The organism is Sedimentibacter saalensis, assembly GCF_007830175.1.
Classification (GTDB): domain Bacteria; phylum Bacillota; class Clostridia; order Tissierellales; family Sedimentibacteraceae; genus Sedimentibacter; species Sedimentibacter saalensis.
Map to the genome: position 1 here is coordinate 256,860 of NZ_VLKH01000003.1, position 18,352 is coordinate 275,211.

Consider the following 18,352-nt stretch of genomic DNA (forward strand, 5'->3'; position numbering starts at 1 on the left):
ACTAAATGTTCATTTTTCATTTGCTATATTAAAACAATCAAATATAAAACAATTTATAGCTAAATTAATTTTCAAAATATAATGTTAAGTCACTCAAAAAATATGATATCTTCTTTATATTCAAAAAAATGAATTAAAAGCATGGCAAACAACTTTGGACTTAAGTTTGTAATTGAAGAAGAATGGGAATTTAAAAAGGCACTCAGAAACATAAATCGAAGCTTCAATGGCTCGTCTCTGAAAAAATAATCTTTTCACTACTAAGTTTGGCGAAATTAAAATTGCATCAGCACTTCAAGATTTAGCAACAGACTTAAATTAGAATCATGAGATAAAAACTAGCTGGTGGCTTGCTTGTTACGTCGTAAACTATACGGTTTACATTGTCCACTTCGTTTACTATTCTGTTACTTACTTTTTCTAAAACATCGTATGGAATACTTGCCCAGTTGGAAGTCATTTTTATTTTTATTCTTCAAATACACGTATGAATCCGTTTCCTATTATTTTACGTTTTGTTTCAGGATCAGTAACGCAGGCAAGTTTTCCCAGGAATCTTTCTCCCATATTATATACTTAAAACCAGCACCTCATTAGTTTAATGAGGTGCTGGTTAAATCCTGCCAAATCTATTTTAACATAGTTGTACCAAAAACCCTTTTGTTCAAATGTTTTTTCTTGCTGCTTTTTGCTTCTATATTTTGATATTTATATTCCCAACTAATATTTCCGCTCAACACCTTTGAATCATAATCATCTAATATGGAACGCACATCTTTAGACAGTGCAAATAAAGCTATAATATTTGGTATTGCCATTAGTCCTACAGTCATATCTACTAATTCCCATACAAATGTAGCATCTATCAATGTACCAATTATTAATGAGGCAATTACTATAACCTTGAATGTATTTAAGGTTACAGGCTTTGCATTAAACAAAAACTTTACATTGGATTCTGCAAAGAAATACCAGCCTATTATTGTTGTCAGAGAGAAAAATGATAAACAAACTGATAGGAACATTCCCCCAACACTTCCAAAGTTTAAAGTAAAAGCATTTTGTGTCATGACCGTTGCACTTTCGGCCATTACTGATGCAGGTATTGTTGAATTATATGAACCTGCAGCAGTATTTACCATAACAGTTGATGTACAAATTAAAAATGTTGAAATAAACACTCCAATCATTGCTGAAAAACCCTGTTCTGCTGGATGCTTTACATCTGCAACTGCATGTGAGTGAGGTGTGGAACCAACTCCTGCTTCATTGGAAAACAATCCTCTGGCAAGACCGTATCTTACAGTTTGTTGAACTGTTATACCAAGTACACCTCCGCCAATTGCACCTGGTGTAAATGCTCCAATAAAAATACTTTTAATAGCTGTAATAAACCCGCCTAAATTTAAAGCAATAATTACCAAGCTTCCAAGTATATAAGCACCAGCCATTATTGGAACAACAGTTTCAGCAAAAGAAGCTATTCTTCCCATGCCTCCCATCAATATCAAAGTAACTACTATTGCAAGACCCACTGTAACTGCAATAACCGGAATATTAAACGCTGAACTAACTGAACCGGCAACAGAATTTGATTGAACCATGGTACCGACAATTCCCATAGTTACAACGGCTGTTATGGAGAAAAACACAGCAAGCCATTTTGATTTCAATCCATTTTTAATATAATATGCAGGTCCACCTACCAGTTCTCCGTCTTTATTTTCTCTGTATTTTTGAGCCAGCACTGCTTCGCTGAAAATAGTTGCCATTCCAAAGAATGCAGATACTATCATCCAAAATGCAGCACCAGGACCACCTGCTGCAATAGCTGTTGCAACACCAACTATGTTTCCTGTACCTACCTGTGAAGCTATAGCAGTTGCTAAGGCTTGTACAGGAGTCATTTTACCTTCTTCAGCCTTTTCCTTATTTGCGATGTCGGCAATCATTTTCCTCAAGCCCGGAATTAACCTAGTAAATTGAGGAAACTTAAGCTTAATAGTCATGAAAATACCAATACCCATAAGTGCAAAAATTAGCACATAATCCCAAAGCACTGTATTAATCATTTCAACAAAATTTCTGAAATTTTCCATTATATAAATCCTCCTTAATTATATATACATTAAATCAATCGTGTTTAATGTTTTCATATATTAATCGAGGACCTTCAAAAATCTTCAGTAAGTTTCATGTGATTAAAAAAACGATGTCATTTTTTCGAATTTTTTTTCAAGCTTTTTCTGTTTCACTGTAGTATACAATACCATCAATAAATTTTTTTAAATTAACTTTACCTCTTTTTTTACTTTTTTCTCTAATAAAATCCATTTCTATTTTTATCTGTTCAAAATTGTATAATCCATTAGAATACTCTGTAAATATCTCATTCATATAATCCTCCAGTCCGATGTTAGCAAGATTTTTCATTCCAATAGCTGCAGTCCTTCTGATTCTCTGTTCCATAACTTTAGGGTTATCTGTAAAATGGCTGCACAAATCTGCAATAGTCTCATCAGACGTGTGTTTATTATTATCAATTAAATATTTAGCAATATTAATAATATCCTGACTTCCTGATTCACTTAATATACCCATTCTTTGCATAACCCTTTTAATACCAATAATGCTATCTTTAGTATGCTCTAGAACAGATGCACTTTGTTTATCAGAAAATAAACCTTGTATGGTTTGTAATTTCTTGTTCATTTCGAATTTATATGTAACATTTTTAATTACACTTTGCACTTCTATTGCATCAATAGGCTTTGAAATGAAAAATTCTATTCCATTCTCATATGCTTTTGATATCATTTCCTTGGAGGATACCTGTGATATCATTATATAATGTATTTCTGGATACTTATTTTTAATCTCCTTTAGAATGCTTATGCCATCCTTGACTGGCATGAGCAAATCTAATAAAACTAAATCCGGTCGGATAGCATCAATTTCCTTCAATGCATCAGGTCCATTATAAGATGTGCCTACTACTTCTCCCAATTCCTTATCATATATTATTTTTTCAAGAATTCTAACTACATTTATATTATCATCAACTATGAATATTCTCATTTGATTTTTCCTCCAAAATAATTTTAGGGATATTAATATTAAAAATCGTTCCAATTCCTAATTTAGAATTTACTTTCACTTCACCTTTAAGTTGTTCTTCAACAATATACTGCACTATGCTAAGCCCTAAGCCTCTATTTATTTCTCCTGTTTCATAATTAATTTTAGTAGAAAAGCCCGGTGAAAAAATTTCATTAATATCATTTTCATTAATTCCAGATCCATTATCTGATATCTTAAATATATGATCAATTTCATCAACACTATGAACAACGCTAATTTTTGCATCAAATTGAGATTCACTAATAGCATCCATGCTGTTCATTATTAGATTTCTCAAAACTGACATCAAGTAATAATGCTTTTCTGTATAAAAATTTTCACCCATAATAAATTCGAATTCTATGTGTTTATTGATATTTTTGGATTCTCTAATCATTGTTTCAAGCAAAATATTGTTAATATCTTTGTATTCCATACCATTATCATTCAGCTTATTTTCCGTAATGCTTTTAATTCCTCGAACCACTAATCCATTTTCTTTCTTAATTTCATGAACATCTCTGGCAATATTTAAAGCATTGTTAGCCCAGTTGTCTTTATTTTGATTATTGCTTATTTGCTCAAATAAATTATAAGATTGCGACATAACTTTTTCAATATTATCCATATTTTTTTCAATCCAAAAAATTTCGGTTTTTAGTTGAGAGGTAAGCCATAACAGCTTTTTATATCTATCTTCATGCTCTCTCTTTGTTAACATCAAATCATAATAGTTAAATGCTACTAATATAGCTAATACTAAAGATGATCGAACAATGCTGACAACCAGCAGTGATGGAATAACTTCAATTAAACTTTTATCAGCAAAAATAAAATACCTAAATAAAACTTCAATAGAATTTAATAAAAAATCACATGAAATAAGCGCCAAATAAACAAAACCTATATTGTGCTTTCTACCATTTTTTATTAATAATTTATATAATAATGGATAAAAAATATAAAATAACATTTCCGGCATATAAGCAATGAATACTTCATTGTTATAACCAATGGATACTTGATAAACTGCTAATCTTAACATAAAAACCATGACTGCAGATAACATTCCCATTGATATAGAGCTTATATCTTCATAATAATAAAGAAATGTCACAAATATTATTACACCTGCAGAAACGACAAAATCGCTTTCTGATAATCCTAAATTAATTTGAGATGCTAATGCAACCAATATGGACGCACTTATAATCTTTTTTAAACCTTTCATTAAAACACCACAACTTCCTTTGGTCTATGGAACTGTTTTCACAGTCCCTTCATTTATATATTTTTAACATGTCTCCCTTTTTCCCATACTTAATGAATTATATTATATCATAATATTTATAATCCGACTCTGCTTATTTTGCTACTGTTGAGTATTTCATTTACTCAATATCATTATGTATATAAGCTCTTTAACTTATCAACCAAATTATTAAATTAAATTTCAAATCAGCAGATTTGTTGTCTGAAATTTCTTTGACTGGGTCTACTTTCTATCACCCTGTTCACTTTGATATCTCCTGTCTTCATATCTAACATCTCCTTTTTAGGTCAAAAATAAACAATGACCGTGTTAGATTTTCTAAAATGCTTCGAAAATCTAACAGGTCATTATAAATTCTTAAAACCTTAAATAGTTCAATTTCAATCTTTATCTTATTCCCACTCAATAGTAGCCGGTGGCTTGCTTGTTACGTCGTAAACTATACGGTTTACATTGTCCACTTCGTTTACTATTCTGTTTGATATTTTTTCAAGAACTTCGTATGGAATTCTTGCCCAGTCGGAAGTCATGCCGTCTGTTGATGTTACGGCTCTTAATGCCACTGTATGTGAGTATGTTCTGCCGTCTCCCATTACACCTACGCTTTTGATGTTAGGAAGGCATGCGAAGTACTGCCATATCTTGTTCTGGAGTCCTGCTTTTTTAATTTCATCTCTGAATATGAAATCTGCTTCTCTTACTATTTCCAGTTTATCTTCTGTTATTTCTCCAAGAACTCTTATTGCTAGACCTGGTCCTGGGAATGGCTGTCTTTCAACTATTTCTTCTGGAATTCCAAGTTCTCTTCCCACTTGTCTAACTTCATCCTTGAACAGCTGTCTTAATGGTTCCAACAGTTCAAAGTCAACATCTTCAGGAAGTCCTCCAACGTTGTGGTGGCTCTTTATAACCTGAGCTGTGGCAGTTCCGCTTTCAACAACGTCAGGATAAATTGTTCCCTGTACAAGATAATCTATATGTCCAAACTCTTCTTTTAACTTTTGTTTTTCTTCTTCAAATACGCGGATGAATTCATTGCCGATTATTTTACGTTTTGTTTCAGGGTCAGTAACGCCGGCAAGTTTTCCAAGGAATCTTTCACCTGCATTAACTCTTATTAAATTCATGTTGAACTTTTCTTTGAATACCTGTTCAACCTGGTCGCCTTCATCTTTTCTCAAGAGGCCGTGGTCAACAAACACACAGATCAAATTTGATCCTATTGCCTTGTGAACCATAACTGCTGCTACAGAGGAGTCAACTCCACCTGACATTGCACACAGTGCTTTTTTGTCTCCAACCATTTCTTTTATTTTAGCAATTGATTCTTCGCAGAAATTTCCCATAGTCCAGTCTTTTGTCATGTTGCATACATTGAACAGGAAGTTGTTGATTACTTCTCTTCCCTTTTCAGTGTGTTCAACTTCAGGATGGAACTGAACAGCATAGATGTTCTTTTCTGTGTTTCTCATGGCGCATACAGGGCATGTGTCTGTTTTTGCAGTTATTTCAAACCCTTCTGGAGATTTTTCAATATAATCAGTATGGCTCATCCATGCCAGAGAGTTTTGCTCAATGTTACCGAAAAGCTTGTCTTCTGAGTTTACTTCTAATTTAACTCGGCCATATTCTCTTGAGTCGGCTCTTTTTACCTTGCCGCCGAATTTTTGTGCTATAAGCTGTCCGCCATAGCAAATTCCAAGCACCGGAACTCCAAGTTCAAATATTTCCTTGTCAACTGTAGGAGCCATGTCTTCATAAACACTTGCAGGTCCGCCGGACAATATGATTCCCTGCGGATTTTTTTCTTTTATTTTATCGATTGTATATGTGTATGGCACTATTTCGCAATACACATTGGCTTCTCTAACCCTTCTGGCTATAAGCTGACTGTACTGTGCACCAAAATCAACTATTAATATCATTTTTTACTCCTCTTAATTTGTTTTTTGAAGCGACCTTTATATTTTTCATATAGATTATCAAAAAAAATTGACTGTGTCAATTAATAATTGTAACTATTAGTGTAATCAAACTAAAAACACTTATGATTTCGTTTGCATACTTTTATTTTAGTCATCAATTAAAAACAGGCTTAAGACCTGTTCAGGTTAATGACAAAGAAACTTTCGACGTTGTCATTCTGAGAGCTTGCTCGAAGAATCTCATGTTTTCAAAAGATGAGATCCCGCAGTTTCGAACACAAATTTATTTATTCGCTAACGCTCACATAAATTTGGTTCTCATTGCGAATGACCTACCGCTATTTTTCAGAAAAACACCTGAAAAATAGGGTTAGGGCAACTTTCACTATCGTTCAGGATGACAGCGTCGGAGTTCGTCAATAGTCTGAACAGACTGCTTTGAGCCTGTTTTTGAGTGGTTTATTTTGTGTAACGAAGTATTGGTTTTCTGGCTGCTGTTGCTTCATCAAGTCTTGATATGATTGTTGTGTGAGGAGCTGTTTTTACCAGTTCCGGGTCATTTTCTGCCTCATCAGCAATCTGTCTCATAACAGCAATGAATTCATCCAGCGTTTCCCTTGATTCGCTTTCTGTCGGCTCAATCATCATGGCTTCAGAAACTATGAGAGGGAAATAAATTGTCGGTGGATGGAATCCAAAATCCAAAAGTCTCTTGGCAATATCAAGAGTTGATACTCCGTTTTTCTTTTTCTGCCAGTCTCCTGAAAGCACGCACTCATGCATGCATTCCCTGTCAACAGGAAGAAAATATTTGTCTTTCAGTTTGTTAGCAATGTAGTTTGCATTTAAAACTGCATTTTCTGAAATTGATTTGAGCCCGTCAGGACCCATGCTCATGATGTATGTGTAGGCTCTAACCAGAATACCAAAGTTTCCGTACAACGATTTTACTTTTCCAATGGAAAGTGGTCTGTCATAATCAAAGAAGTATTCATTTTCTTTTTTTTCAACAACAGGAACTGGCAAAAATGGAACAAGGTCCTTTTTAACTCCAACCGGTCCTGCACCCGGTCCTCCTCCTCCGTGAGGAGTGCTGAATGTTTTGTGAAGGTTTAAATGCACCACGTCAAATCCCATGTCTCCGGGTCTTGAAATCCCGAGAATTGCATTGGCATTTGCTCCGTCGTAGTACATGAGCCCGCCTGCTTCATGGACTATTTTTGTTATTTCAAGGATATTTGAGTCAAACAACCCAAGCGTGTTTGGATTAGTGAGCATAAAGCCTGCTATTTCATCGCTCATGACACTTTTTAACGATCCTATATCAACAAGTCCATTTTCACCGGATTTAACCTCAACCACATCAAATCCTGCAACTGCTGCTGATGCGGGGTTTGTTCCGTGTGCTGAGTCAGGAACAACTATTTTTGTCCTCTTCATGTCATTTCTGTTGTTGTGGTATGATTTTATAATCATTAACCCAGCAAGTTCTCCATGGGCTCCAGCTGTTGGCTGAAGGGTGAATCCATCCATACCTGTTATTTCAGAAAGCATGTTTCCAAGGTCATACATTAGATGAAGCGCTCCCTGCACTGTTTTTTCAGGCTGATATGGGTGAATTTTTGCAAATCCGTCAAACCTTGCAGTTTTTTCATTGAGCTTAGGATTGTACTTCATGGTACAGCTTCCAAGAGGATAAAATCCTGAATCCACCCCGTGGTTTCTCTGTGAAAGCTGAGTGAAATGTCTCACTGCATCAAGCTCAGTCACTTCAGGCAAATCAGGAGATTCCGCCCTTAAATATTTTCTGTCGATTACATCATTTAACTTAAGTTCAGGCACGTCGCAGTCAGGAAGTGAATATGACTTTCTGCCGCTTTTGCTCATTTCAAATATTAAAGCTTTATGTTTTTGCATATTATTCCCCTGCCTTTCGTGCAAAATTGTCTATTTCCTGTTTAGTTCTTTTTTCAGTAACAGCAACAAGCCAAACATTTTTATGATCAGGATATTTTTTACCCAGGTCATATCCGCCTATAAAACCATTTTCAAGAAGTCTGTCGTTCAAATTTGATATTCCTTCCGAGCTTTGTACTGCAAATTCCTTGAAGAAAGGCGCAGTGAACACAGGGGTGAATTTTCCTGTGGCAATCAACTGGTCATAAGCGTAGTGTGATTTGCTGAAGCACAGTTCTGCAACTTTTTTAAGGCCTTCATTGCCCATGAGAGTCAGGTAAATTGTAGCCTGCAATGCGTTGAGAGCCTGGTTTGAGCAGATGTTTGAAGTTGCCTTTTCTCTTCTTATGTGTTGTTCTCTTGTTTGAAGAGTCAATACAAATCCTCTGTTTCCTTGTTCATCGGTAGTCTGGCCAACTATTCTACCGGGCATCTTGCGCATCAATTTTTCTGTAACGGCCATGAATCCAAGGTAAGGTCCTCCAAAGCTGAGAGGATTTCCAAGGGGCTGACCGTCTCCAACTGCAATATCAGCTCCTAATTCTCCCGGGCTTTTCAAGACAGCCAGAGATATGGGGTCTGCACTTACAACAAGAAGGCTTTTGTTTTCGTGAGCAATTGCTGCTACAGTCTCAACATCTTCGATTATTCCGAAAAAGTTAGGGCTTTGAACAATTACTGCTGCAGTATTTTTGTTTATTTTTGACTTTAAATCCTCCAGATCAACCTGGCCGTTATTGTATGCTGTTTCAACAACAGTCATGTCTCTGAACTTTGCGTAAGTGTCAAGTACCTGGCGGCTTTCAGGATGCACTGAGGATGCTATTAATATTTCATTTCTTTTTGTTGCATCGCATGCCATTATGGCAGCTTCCGTCAATGCTGTGGCTCCGTCGTACATGGACGCATTAGCTACAGGAAGACCGGTAAGTTCGCATATCATTGTCTGGTACTCAAATATTGCCTGCAGTGTTCCCTGGCTTATTTCAGGCTGGTATGGAGTGTATGCTGTATAAAATTCCTGCCTTGAAATAAGCTGGTCGATAGCTGCTGGAATAAAGTGATCATAAGCTCCTGCACCTAAAAAACATGCATAGTCATCAGTGTTTAAATTTTCCTTTGACAATGACTTCATATTATTTACAAGCTCCATTTCAGACTGAGCTTGAGGAATGTTTAATTTAGTTTTTAAATGAACTGAATCGGGAACAGCTTTGAAAAGAGATTCTATGTCTGGATAACCAATTTCTTTCAGCATCTGTTCTCTGTCTTCATCAGTATTTCCAATATATCTCATAAACCCCTCCTTAATCGCATATTTTTTCGTAATCTTCCGCACTCATGAGGCCTGATAATTCTGATGGATCAGACATTTCAACAGCAATAAGCCATGCTTCATATGGTGATTCATTGATGAAACTTGGATTGTCGGAAAGACTTTCGTTTATTTCAACAACCATTCCTGAAAGAGGTGAAAAAACTTCTGAAGCTGCCTTAACTGATTCAAGAACTATGCATTGTCCGCCGGCTTCAATTTCCGTGTCAACTTCCGGCAAATCAACATAAACAACATCTCCCAGATGATCCTGCGCATAGTCTGTGATTCCTATATAAGCCTTATTTCCTTCTACTTTTACCCATTCGTGTGATTCTGAATACTTTAATTCGCTTAATACTTTCATGATATCCTCCATATAATTGATTTTAATGATGAACAAATTCATCAAGTAATAACTTTGTTAACTTAATTCTACCAAATATTGTTACTTTTAAACATTTCTCTTCATTTATATATCTTTAGCTTTTCTTGTATTTTTTAGTGTAAAAAGGTTTCTTGATAACTTTTGCCTTAAGGTTTTTGTTACGTACTGATATTTCTATTTCAGTGCCTTCCTTTGCATATTCAGCTTCAATTAATGCCAGCCCGATATTCTTCTTAAGGGTTGGTGAAAAGCTTCCTGTTGTAACATAGCCGATTTTTCTTCCCTCAGCAAAAACTTCATAGTGACTTCTAGGAATTCCTCTGTCAACCATTTCAAATCCGATTACTTTTCTTTTCAGGCCGTCAGCTTTTTGCTTTGCAAGAGCTTCTTTTCCAATGAAATCATCCTTGTTAAGTTTCACAAAAAATCCAAGTCCTGCCTCTAGTGGAGTAATGTCTTTGTCTATTTCCTGCCCGTAAAGAGGAAGTGCTGCTTCAAACCTGAGAGTGTCCCTTGCCCCCAGACCTGCAGGCACAAGTCCGTATTCTTTTCCTGTTTCCAGAATTAAGTCCCACATTTGTGGCCCGTGTTCAGCTTTAAAATATAGTTCAAATCCATCCTCACCTGTATATCCGGTCCTTGACACTATAGTCTTAAATTCACCCACATTAACATCACCTAAAAAGTGATAAAATTCAATTAAATTTAAATCAACTTCAGAAAGCTTCTGCAAAATACTTTGAGCTTCTGGGCCTTGCAAAGCAAGCTGAGCATATTCATCAGAAACATTTTTTATTTCCACATTTCCAAAAGACTGTGACAAAAGCCATTCAAAATCCTTTTGTGTATTAGAAGCATTCACAACCAGAAGATAATCCGTGCTGCTGTACTTGTATACCAAGAGATCATCAACCACTCCGCCATCGGTATAGCACATTGGAGTATATGCAATTTGATTGTCATTAAGCACAGAAATATCATTTGTAACAATCATCTGCAGGTATTTCTCGGCATCCTCGCCCTTAACAGTGATTTCTCCCATATGAGAAACATCAAACAGACCAGCCTTATTCCTCACAGCCTCATGTTCAGGAATAATTCCCGAATACTCCACAGGAAGCGCCCATCCCCCAAAGTCAATTACCTTTCCTTTAAGTTCAACATGCTTTTCGTATAATGGTGTTTTCTTCACTCTATCACTCCTTAATATTTTTTAATTTATAAAAAAAGACAGGGGTAACAACGATGTCATTACCTCTGTCTTAGCTGTACTATTCAGAGTTTTGTCCAAGCGCAGCCCTTTTGCCTGAAAGTTTCGTAACACTCGACCAGTGTTATTTGCTTCTTCGGCGCCCCTTGGGGACTCTCCTGTGCTTTTCACTCAAAATTATATTTATAAATATTAATGTTCAAATTTCAATTGTGAAAAAATGTTATTTTATATTACAGCATCATTATAATACCCTATTTCAAACGTGTCAATAGTTTTGTAATCGTGAAAAAATCTACTTTTCAGAATATGTAAAACTGCATTTTTATTAATGTTAGTTTTATCACAATGCACAAGCTTGACATTTGGCAAATAAAATATTATCATTAATTATCTTATAAATTGGAGCAGGCCATGAAAATACTGATAGCGTATGCAAGCAACAACAATACAACTCAGATGTGCGCAAAATTACTGGGTGAAAAGCTTCCCGGTGCTGATATTGTAAACTTAAAACGAACAACCCCCGTAATAAACGATTATGATACAGTAATAATTGGAAGTTGTATTAGATTTAACGATGTTCATAAAACAGTTAAAAACTTCGTAGCGGACAACCTGGATAAGCTCATGAAAGTAAATACCGCTATTTTTTTATGCTGCGGGTTTCCAGAAAAAATCAATCAATACCTTCTTCATAACATTCCTAAAAAGCTGTTGAACAAGTCAGTATCTATTCAATGTTTCGGAGGCAGACTAAAGGTCAAGCCATACAAATTAGTGGACCAGCTCATAATTAAGACCGTGAGGAAAAACTTCAAAGTTGACAAAAGAGAGTTAACTTCAATTGACAATGAAAGCATCAGCAAGATGGCTGAGGATATATTAAAATTGAAATAAAAAAACGGTCTGAACCGTTCAGACTATTGACAAACCCTGACGTTGTCATCCTGAACGATAGTGAAGGATCTCATCTTTGTTGAAAACATGAGATTCTTCGGCTACGCCTCAGAATGACAGCGTCCAAAAATATACTTTGTCGTCAAACTGAACAGTCTATGACCGTTTTTTGTTTGTTCAATTAATTATTATTATCTGAAGTTATTGTCGTTGTTGTCTCTTTTTATTTTTTTGTTGTCTTTGTCTTCAAAATTGTTATCATTTCTGTTGTCTAAACGATTGTTATCGTTCCTGTTGTCTGAACGGTTGTTGTCGTTTCTGTTGTCAAAACGGTTGTTGTCGTTTCTGTTGTCAAAGCGGTTGTTGTCATTTCTGTTGTCAAAACGGTTGTTGTCATTTCTGTTGTCAAAACGGTTGTTATCGTTTCTGTTGTCAAGACGGTTGTTGTCATTTCTGTTGTCAAGACGGTTGTTATTGTTTTCGTTTCTCAAATCATCAATCATATGCTTTTGCTGTTCCCTAAAGCTCTGCTGACTGTCTAACTTGGCTTGTTCTTCCCAGTTAAACAATTTTTCATTGTTATTGTTGTTTTTATTTTTGTTTTCATTAAAGCTAAAATTTTTCATAATTTCATCCTTTCGAAATGATATTGGGCTTTTTAAACCTCTATATATTATTTACAAAAGGGTTTTAAATATTTAACCTGTAAATGTTATACTCTTATTTCATTTCCATAAATTGATTTATTTAACTTAAAAAATGATACATTGCAATGCCTGCTGCAATGGTAAGGTTCAATGAATCAATCCTGTCTGTGTGTTTGATAAATACGCTTGTTCCTGCCTTGGAAAAACTTGAGTCCAATCCCGTTGCTTCATTGCCGAACACCAATGAAAAACATCTGTCTTCATCATGTTTTATTTCTTTCAGGGACACAGCTCCATCCAGCATGAATGTGTAGACTTTATGATCATTGAAAGACTTCTGGTAATCACTGAAATTGTCGTAATACTTAAAATTAAGCTTGAACAGAGCACCCATTGACGCCCTGATTACTTTAGGATCGAATATGTCAACTCCCGGGCTTATTATTGCAAGATTGCTAAGGCCAAATCCAACCAGAGTCCTGATAATTGTTCCCATGTTTCCCATGTTGCTTGGGTTTACCAGCACGATGTGTGATTGATTCTTTTCGAGGCTGCATTCATATTTATTGAATACTCCCACAACAAAACAGTTTTCCTTGTCGCTTATTTTGTTGATTGCCTTGTCGTTAATTTCCGTCTTAATATTGTATTTTTTGCACAGTTCAAATATGTCCAAGGAATTATCCGACCTGTAGCCTGAGCTTACAAGCACTTTTACCACATCATTTGGTCTTGATGTAATCAGCTCCACAGTAGGAAACATTCCAAATGTGTATGAATGTTCAAAATTTTTCTTATATGATTTTATTTCCATAAGCCCTCCTAAAATACGCCCACTGTTTTTAACACAAATATAAATATGAAAATTGTGAATGGACTGAACATTGTGGATACAAATACGAGCTGTCCTGCAAGCTCGTAGTTGCAGTCATACTGCTGAGCCATAGTGTAGCTTGAAACAGCCACAGATGGTGCTACCATGCTGAACAAAGCTCCAAGTTCTGGTCCTCTGAATCCAAACGCATATGCCATGACTATAACAACTGCTGGAATTACCAGAAGCTTTCCTATGGTCACAACCGTTATGTAATTGAGATTTTTCCTGATGTTATTTATTTCAATGTCACCACCAAGAGCCATAAGTGCAAGAGGTGTTGCCATATCTGCCATGTCGCCTATTGTATTTTCAATGAAGACAGGGAGCTTTATTCCAAGAGCTGAAACAATTATTCCAAGAACAGAACCTATTATCAGAGGGTTTTTAACAATACTGATTATATTTTTTTTGATGTCACTCTTATCATTTGAAAACATGTCTAATATTATTACTGCCATAAAATTGTAAATTGGTATTATTATGGCAACAAGTGTTGTTACGGCAGCAAGTCCCGCATCACCGAAAATGTTCTGGCTCAATGACACTCCAAACAACACAAAATTGCTTCTGTACAGACCCTGAATTATAATTCCTCTGTTTTTGTTGTCCTTTTCAAACTTTGGCACTGCAAACAATGATATTCCTATAATAGCAAACACTACTGCAATGGCAAAAATAATCAGCTTTATGTTCACGTCGCCCGAAACCTTGCTTTTGTAAATGTTGTTAAAAAGAAGAACAGGAAACAATACCTGAAATGCAAAGGTGTTTGCTTTTACCAGAAATTCACTGTCAAATATTTTTACCCTTTTTAAGAACGCCCCGACGCACATGAGCAAAAATATAGGCGCCACCACGTTCAATGAGAATATCAAATTTTCCAATTAAGATCATCCTTTAATGTATTTTATTCTGTCAGATATGCAAAAATAAGTTTTATTGTATTTTCAATTCCATCAATGTGTGTTCTTTCCATGCCGTGGGAAGCATGAACTCCCGGACCGATGAGTCCACCTCTTATGTCATTGCCGCCCTTCATTGAAGCAGAAACATCGGAGCCGTACATTGGATATATGTCCACAGCATGTCCAATGTTATGTTTCCTGGCAAGTTCCATGAGACGTCCTGTGATTTCATAGTCATAGGGCCCGGAGCTGTCCTTTGGGCATATGGAAACTTCCTGTTCCGTGCATGACAGGTCAAGTCCCACGCATCCCATGTCTATTCCAATCATTTCATCTATATCATCAGGAATATTAGAACATCCATGTCCTACTTCCTCATATGTGGAAATGATTATTTTCACTTTATTCTTAGGTTTTGTGCCTAATCTTTTAAAAAGCTCCATGAGACTTAAAGCACAAGCTGTTCCTGCCTTGTCGTCCATATACCTTGATTTTATGAATCCGGATTCAGTCACAACAAACTTTGGTTCAACAGAAATGAAATCACCTGTTGAAATATTTAGAGCATTTACGTCTCCCTTTGTTTTCACAACCTCGTCAAGCCTTACACACATGTTGTTTTCATTTCTTTCCTTTGTTCTTGAATCTTCATAGACATGCACTGAAGGAGATGTTGAAAGAATTGTGCCCGTGTAAATTTTGCCTGATCTTGTATGTATTTTGCAGTATTCACCGTCTAGGGTAGGAAATATGTTTCCGCCGATTGAGGTGAACCTGATTGTTCCGTCTGAGTTAACAGACCTTACCATTGCCCCTAACGTATCCACATGTACAGGAATTCCAATGCAATAGCTATTGTCTATTCCTTCTATTTCAATTATTCCGTTTCCCTTTTTATTTTTTTCAAATTTGTATCCGTATTCCTGAGCTAAATTTTCTATATGCTCTATTACTTTTTTGCAGTATCCCGTAGGACTTGGTATATTGATTATTTGTTCCAGTAAATTAAGTGTAAAACTTCTGTTTAGTTCCATATCCGTCAACGCCCTCCCTTATTATATCCAGTTGATTATACTACCAAAGCGGAGCATTATTCAATAATTAAATTGCATAACTCCAAAATAGAATATATAATATTATTATACACGAAAATTAGCAAAGGGGGCATATTATGGAAAACTTAAAACTGAAAGATTTTTTAGATTATAAGTTTTTGTCCGGACTTGAGCTTTCTCCAAACAAAAACTATGGTGCTTTTATAGTAAATTCTGCAGATTACGACGAAAACAAATATTTGTCCAACATCTGGATTTACAACTGCATAACAAGAGAATACAAGAAGCTTACAACCATGAACAAGGAAAACAACTTAATCTGGCTTGACAATGAAGTGATTCTTTTTTCATCATTAAGAGATGAAAAATTGAAGAAAAAAATTGAAGATGGTGAGCACTGGACTGTTTTTTATGCCATCAACATTCATGGAGGCGAAGCATATGAATATATGCGCATTCCTATGAATGTGAACCAGATAAAGAAAATCGCCGATGAAAAATTTCTCATTGCAGCAACATATGATCACTATGGCATCAATCTTCATTCCCACAAGGGAGACGAAAAGTCAAAGGCAATTGACCTCATAAAGGAAAACAAGGACTACGAAGTGTTAGACGAAATACCGTTCTGGTCCAACGGCGAAGGTTTTACAAACAAAAAAAGAAACAGACTTTATTTGTTTGACAGAGGAACAAAGGACATTGTACCAATTTCTAATCAGTTTGAAAATGTAGATCTATGCTCTGTGAAGGACGGCAAGGGTCTTTATGTATCTCAAAACTACACAAACAAAATGGAGCTTACAAACGAACTTTACATATATGACCTTTATTCAAGCCAGGCAAAATGTCTTGTGGAAGAAGATGAATATTCCATAGACTATGCTGAATTTGTTGGGGATGAAATTATTTTTGCGGCATCTCCTATGGACAAATACGGCCTCAACCAGAACTACAACTTTTATAAAATAACCGGCCACGATGTTCAACTCTTAAGCTGCCACGATTTCGGAATGCACAATTCAGTGGGCTCTGACTGCCGTTTCGGCGGAGGTACAGATCACAGGGTATTTGACAACTGCCTGTACTTTGTTGCAACTGAAAACAAAAGCTCATTCATTAAAAAATTGAGTCTTGACGGAACAATTGAAAAATTAACATCAGACAACGGTTCTGTAGACTGCTTTGACGTGTGCAACGATGGAATTATATTCATAGGATTAAGAGGAACAAAGCTTCAGGAAATTTACATAACTGAAGATGGGGTTGAAACTCAGATAACAAAATTCAATGAAAAAATAGTTGAAACAAAAAATATAATTGTTCCTGAACCTCTGGAATTTGAAAACGACGGAGTAAAAATCGAAGGATTTGTGTTAAAGCCTGTAAACTACGACGAAAGCAAATGCTACCCTGGTATACTTGACATTCATGGAGGTCCAAAGACTGTTTACGGAGAAATATTCTACCACGAAATGCAGGTATGGGCCAATGAAGGATACTTTGTATTTTTCTGCAATCCAAGAGGAAGTGATGGCAGAGGAGATGAATTTGCAGATATAAGAGGAAAATACGGCACAATTGATTATGATGATTTAATGAAATTTACAGATGAGGTTCTAAAAAAATATCCTCAGATAGATTCAACACGCATAGGAGTTACAGGCGGTTCATATGGCGGATTTATGACAAACTGGATAATCGGACACACAGACCGTTTCAAATGCGCAGCATCTCAAAGAAGCATATCCAACTGGATCTCCAAGTTCGGTACAACGGATATAGGCTATTATTTCAATGCTGACCAAATATCATCAACCCCTTGGGACAACATGGAAAAAATGTGGTTTCATTCACCCCTTAAATATGCAAACCAGGCAGTAACACCTACATTGTTCATCCATTCGGAAGAGGACTACCGCTGCTGGCTGGCAGAAGGACTTCAGATGTTCACTGCACTTAAATACCACGGCGTGGATGCAAGGCTATGCATGTTCAGAGGAGAAAACCACGAACTCTCAAGAAGCGGAAAGCCGAAGCACAGGGTCAGAAGACTGGAAGAAATGACAAACTGGTTTGAAAAATATTTGAAGTAAAATTAAAAATGACAAGAACCATTATTAAAAATATTATTAATACAATAAAACCTTCCAGTAGCGCTGGAAGGTTTTATTCAATGTACTATGCCAGATACTATTAGCAGTGTCCGCCTTCTAATTTGTCGCAGCTGCAGAACAAAACAACTAAAAGCAGGAAGAAGAATAACAAGCTGTCATTATCTCCAAATCCGCCTACTCCGCCAAGTAATCCGTCATCACCTGAGAAACAAGCAAGAACTACTAAAAGCAGGAAGAAGAATAGTAAGCTGTCTCCATTATCTCCGAATATATTGTTAAACATATAGTACCTCCTAAAATTGATTTTGATATATATTATTCATAAGGGTGTTTATTTGTTACTTCATTTACTCATTTAATGATTGTAAAAAATTTATTATTTTATCAACAAAATTTCCCTTATTATCACAATTTAAGCTGTCACATCGCCTTGAACCATGAGCAAAACTTCTTCTTTCAATTCTTCTGTCCTCATCCCTGAACTTGTATTTGTCGTAATTGTATTTCAAATTATCCACGTCCTCCAGCATGCTGATAAGATATTCTCTTGAATAATCATCGCAATAGGAACCATTGGTCATCCTGTTTAAAATATATATCAATTCAATGGCATCATACATTTTATTGATCATTTCCTGGTCTGGACCTCTTCTGTCCATATTAC

Annotated in this window: 16 protein-coding genes, 1 pseudogene and 1 riboswitch; of the genes and pseudogenes, 2 read left to right on the plus strand and 15 right to left on the minus strand. The window is 35.9% G+C overall.

Annotation, left to right across the window (positions count from 1 at the left end; translation table 11 throughout):
• Positions 1–313: 313 nt before the first annotated feature.
• The 9 genes and pseudogenes from LY60_RS06380 to gcvT all read right to left on the minus strand — a co-directional run.
• Positions 314–460 (minus strand): annotated as a pseudogene (locus LY60_RS06380) (GMP synthase (glutamine-hydrolyzing)); the annotation flags it as partial.
• Between the two features lie 169 nt (positions 461–629).
• On the minus strand, positions 630–2,099 hold the full coding sequence (locus LY60_RS06385; protein WP_145081574.1) for an alanine/glycine:cation symporter family protein: 1,470 nt from the start codon (positions 2,097–2,099) through the stop codon (positions 630–632).
• Between the two features lie 136 nt (positions 2,100–2,235).
• Positions 2,236–3,078, minus strand: a complete 843-nt coding sequence (locus tag LY60_RS06390) for a DNA-binding domain-containing protein (RefSeq protein WP_145081577.1) — start codon at positions 3,076–3,078, stop codon at positions 2,236–2,238.
• A complete protein-coding gene (locus LY60_RS06395; RefSeq protein ID WP_145081580.1) occupies positions 3,059–4,351 on the minus strand; it encodes an ATP-binding protein in 1,293 nt (430 codons plus the stop codon). The genes LY60_RS06390 and LY60_RS06395 overlap by 20 nt, the downstream gene beginning before the upstream one ends.
• Before the next feature lie 434 nt (positions 4,352–4,785).
• Positions 4,786–6,318: a glutamine-hydrolyzing GMP synthase gene (gene guaA / locus LY60_RS06400; RefSeq protein WP_145081583.1), complete on the minus strand. Its 1,533-nt coding sequence runs from the start codon at positions 6,316–6,318 to the stop codon at positions 4,786–4,788.
• A 459-nt stretch (positions 6,319–6,777) separates the two neighbouring features.
• Positions 6,778–8,235: an aminomethyl-transferring glycine dehydrogenase subunit GcvPB gene (gcvPB, locus tag LY60_RS06405; protein ID WP_145081586.1), complete on the minus strand. Its 1,458-nt coding sequence runs from the start codon at positions 8,233–8,235 to the stop codon at positions 6,778–6,780.
• A gap of 1 nt (position 8,236) precedes the next feature.
• Positions 8,237–9,571, minus strand: a complete 1,335-nt coding sequence (gene gcvPA / locus LY60_RS06410; RefSeq protein ID WP_145081589.1) for an aminomethyl-transferring glycine dehydrogenase subunit GcvPA — start codon at positions 9,569–9,571, stop codon at positions 8,237–8,239.
• A 10-nt stretch (positions 9,572–9,581) separates the two neighbouring features.
• The gene (gene gcvH / locus LY60_RS06415) at positions 9,582–9,956 is read right to left on the minus strand and encodes a glycine cleavage system protein GcvH (RefSeq protein ID WP_145081592.1); all 375 of its coding nucleotides are present in this window, start codon (positions 9,954–9,956) and stop codon (positions 9,582–9,584) included.
• Between the two features lie 115 nt (positions 9,957–10,071).
• Positions 10,072–11,169: a glycine cleavage system aminomethyltransferase GcvT gene (gene gcvT / locus LY60_RS06420; RefSeq protein ID WP_145081595.1), complete on the minus strand. Its 1,098-nt coding sequence runs from the start codon at positions 11,167–11,169 to the stop codon at positions 10,072–10,074.
• Between the two features lie 92 nt (positions 11,170–11,261).
• Positions 11,262–11,358, minus strand: a riboswitch (glycine riboswitch).
• Positions 11,359–11,601: 243 nt separating this feature from the next.
• Here gcvT and LY60_RS06425 point away from each other — a divergent pair.
• The gene (locus LY60_RS06425; RefSeq protein WP_145081597.1) at positions 11,602–12,087 is read left to right on the plus strand and encodes a flavodoxin domain-containing protein; all 486 of its coding nucleotides are present in this window, start codon (positions 11,602–11,604) and stop codon (positions 12,085–12,087) included.
• A gap of 191 nt (positions 12,088–12,278) precedes the next feature.
• On the opposite strand, the gene LY60_RS06430 is transcribed toward LY60_RS06425, so the two are convergent.
• The 4 genes from LY60_RS06430 to LY60_RS06445 form a co-directional block, all read right to left on the minus strand.
• Complete coding sequence (locus LY60_RS06430; protein ID WP_145081599.1) at positions 12,279–12,713, minus strand: hypothetical protein; 435 nt, start codon at positions 12,711–12,713, stop codon at positions 12,279–12,281.
• Positions 12,714–12,834: 121 nt separating this feature from the next.
• Positions 12,835–13,548 (minus strand): TrmH family RNA methyltransferase, encoded by a 714-nt coding sequence (locus tag LY60_RS06435; RefSeq protein ID WP_145081601.1) that lies wholly within the window; start codon positions 13,546–13,548, stop codon positions 12,835–12,837.
• Between the two features lie 8 nt (positions 13,549–13,556).
• Positions 13,557–14,495, minus strand: a complete 939-nt coding sequence (locus LY60_RS06440) for an AEC family transporter (RefSeq protein ID WP_145081604.1) — start codon at positions 14,493–14,495, stop codon at positions 13,557–13,559.
• A 23-nt stretch (positions 14,496–14,518) separates the two neighbouring features.
• Positions 14,519–15,550 carry a M42 family metallopeptidase gene (locus tag LY60_RS06445; protein ID WP_145081607.1) on the minus strand — a complete coding sequence of 344 codons (1,032 nt, stop codon included), beginning with the start codon at positions 15,548–15,550 and terminating at the stop codon, positions 14,519–14,521.
• A 137-nt stretch (positions 15,551–15,687) separates the two neighbouring features.
• On the opposite strand from LY60_RS06445, the gene LY60_RS06450 reads away from it, so the two are divergent.
• Positions 15,688–17,667, plus strand: coding sequence for an alpha/beta hydrolase family protein (locus tag LY60_RS06450; protein WP_145081609.1), 1,980 nt, complete (start codon positions 15,688–15,690; stop codon positions 17,665–17,667).
• A gap of 100 nt (positions 17,668–17,767) precedes the next feature.
• On the opposite strand, the gene LY60_RS06455 is transcribed toward LY60_RS06450, so the two are convergent.
• The gene (locus LY60_RS06455) at positions 17,768–17,971 is read right to left on the minus strand and encodes a hypothetical protein (RefSeq protein ID WP_019229999.1); all 204 of its coding nucleotides are present in this window, start codon (positions 17,969–17,971) and stop codon (positions 17,768–17,770) included.
• A gap of 64 nt (positions 17,972–18,035) precedes the next feature.
• On the minus strand, positions 18,036–18,347 hold the full coding sequence (locus tag LY60_RS06460) for a hypothetical protein (RefSeq protein ID WP_145081611.1): 312 nt from the start codon (positions 18,345–18,347) through the stop codon (positions 18,036–18,038).
• Between the last annotated feature and the right edge of the window lie 5 nt (positions 18,348–18,352).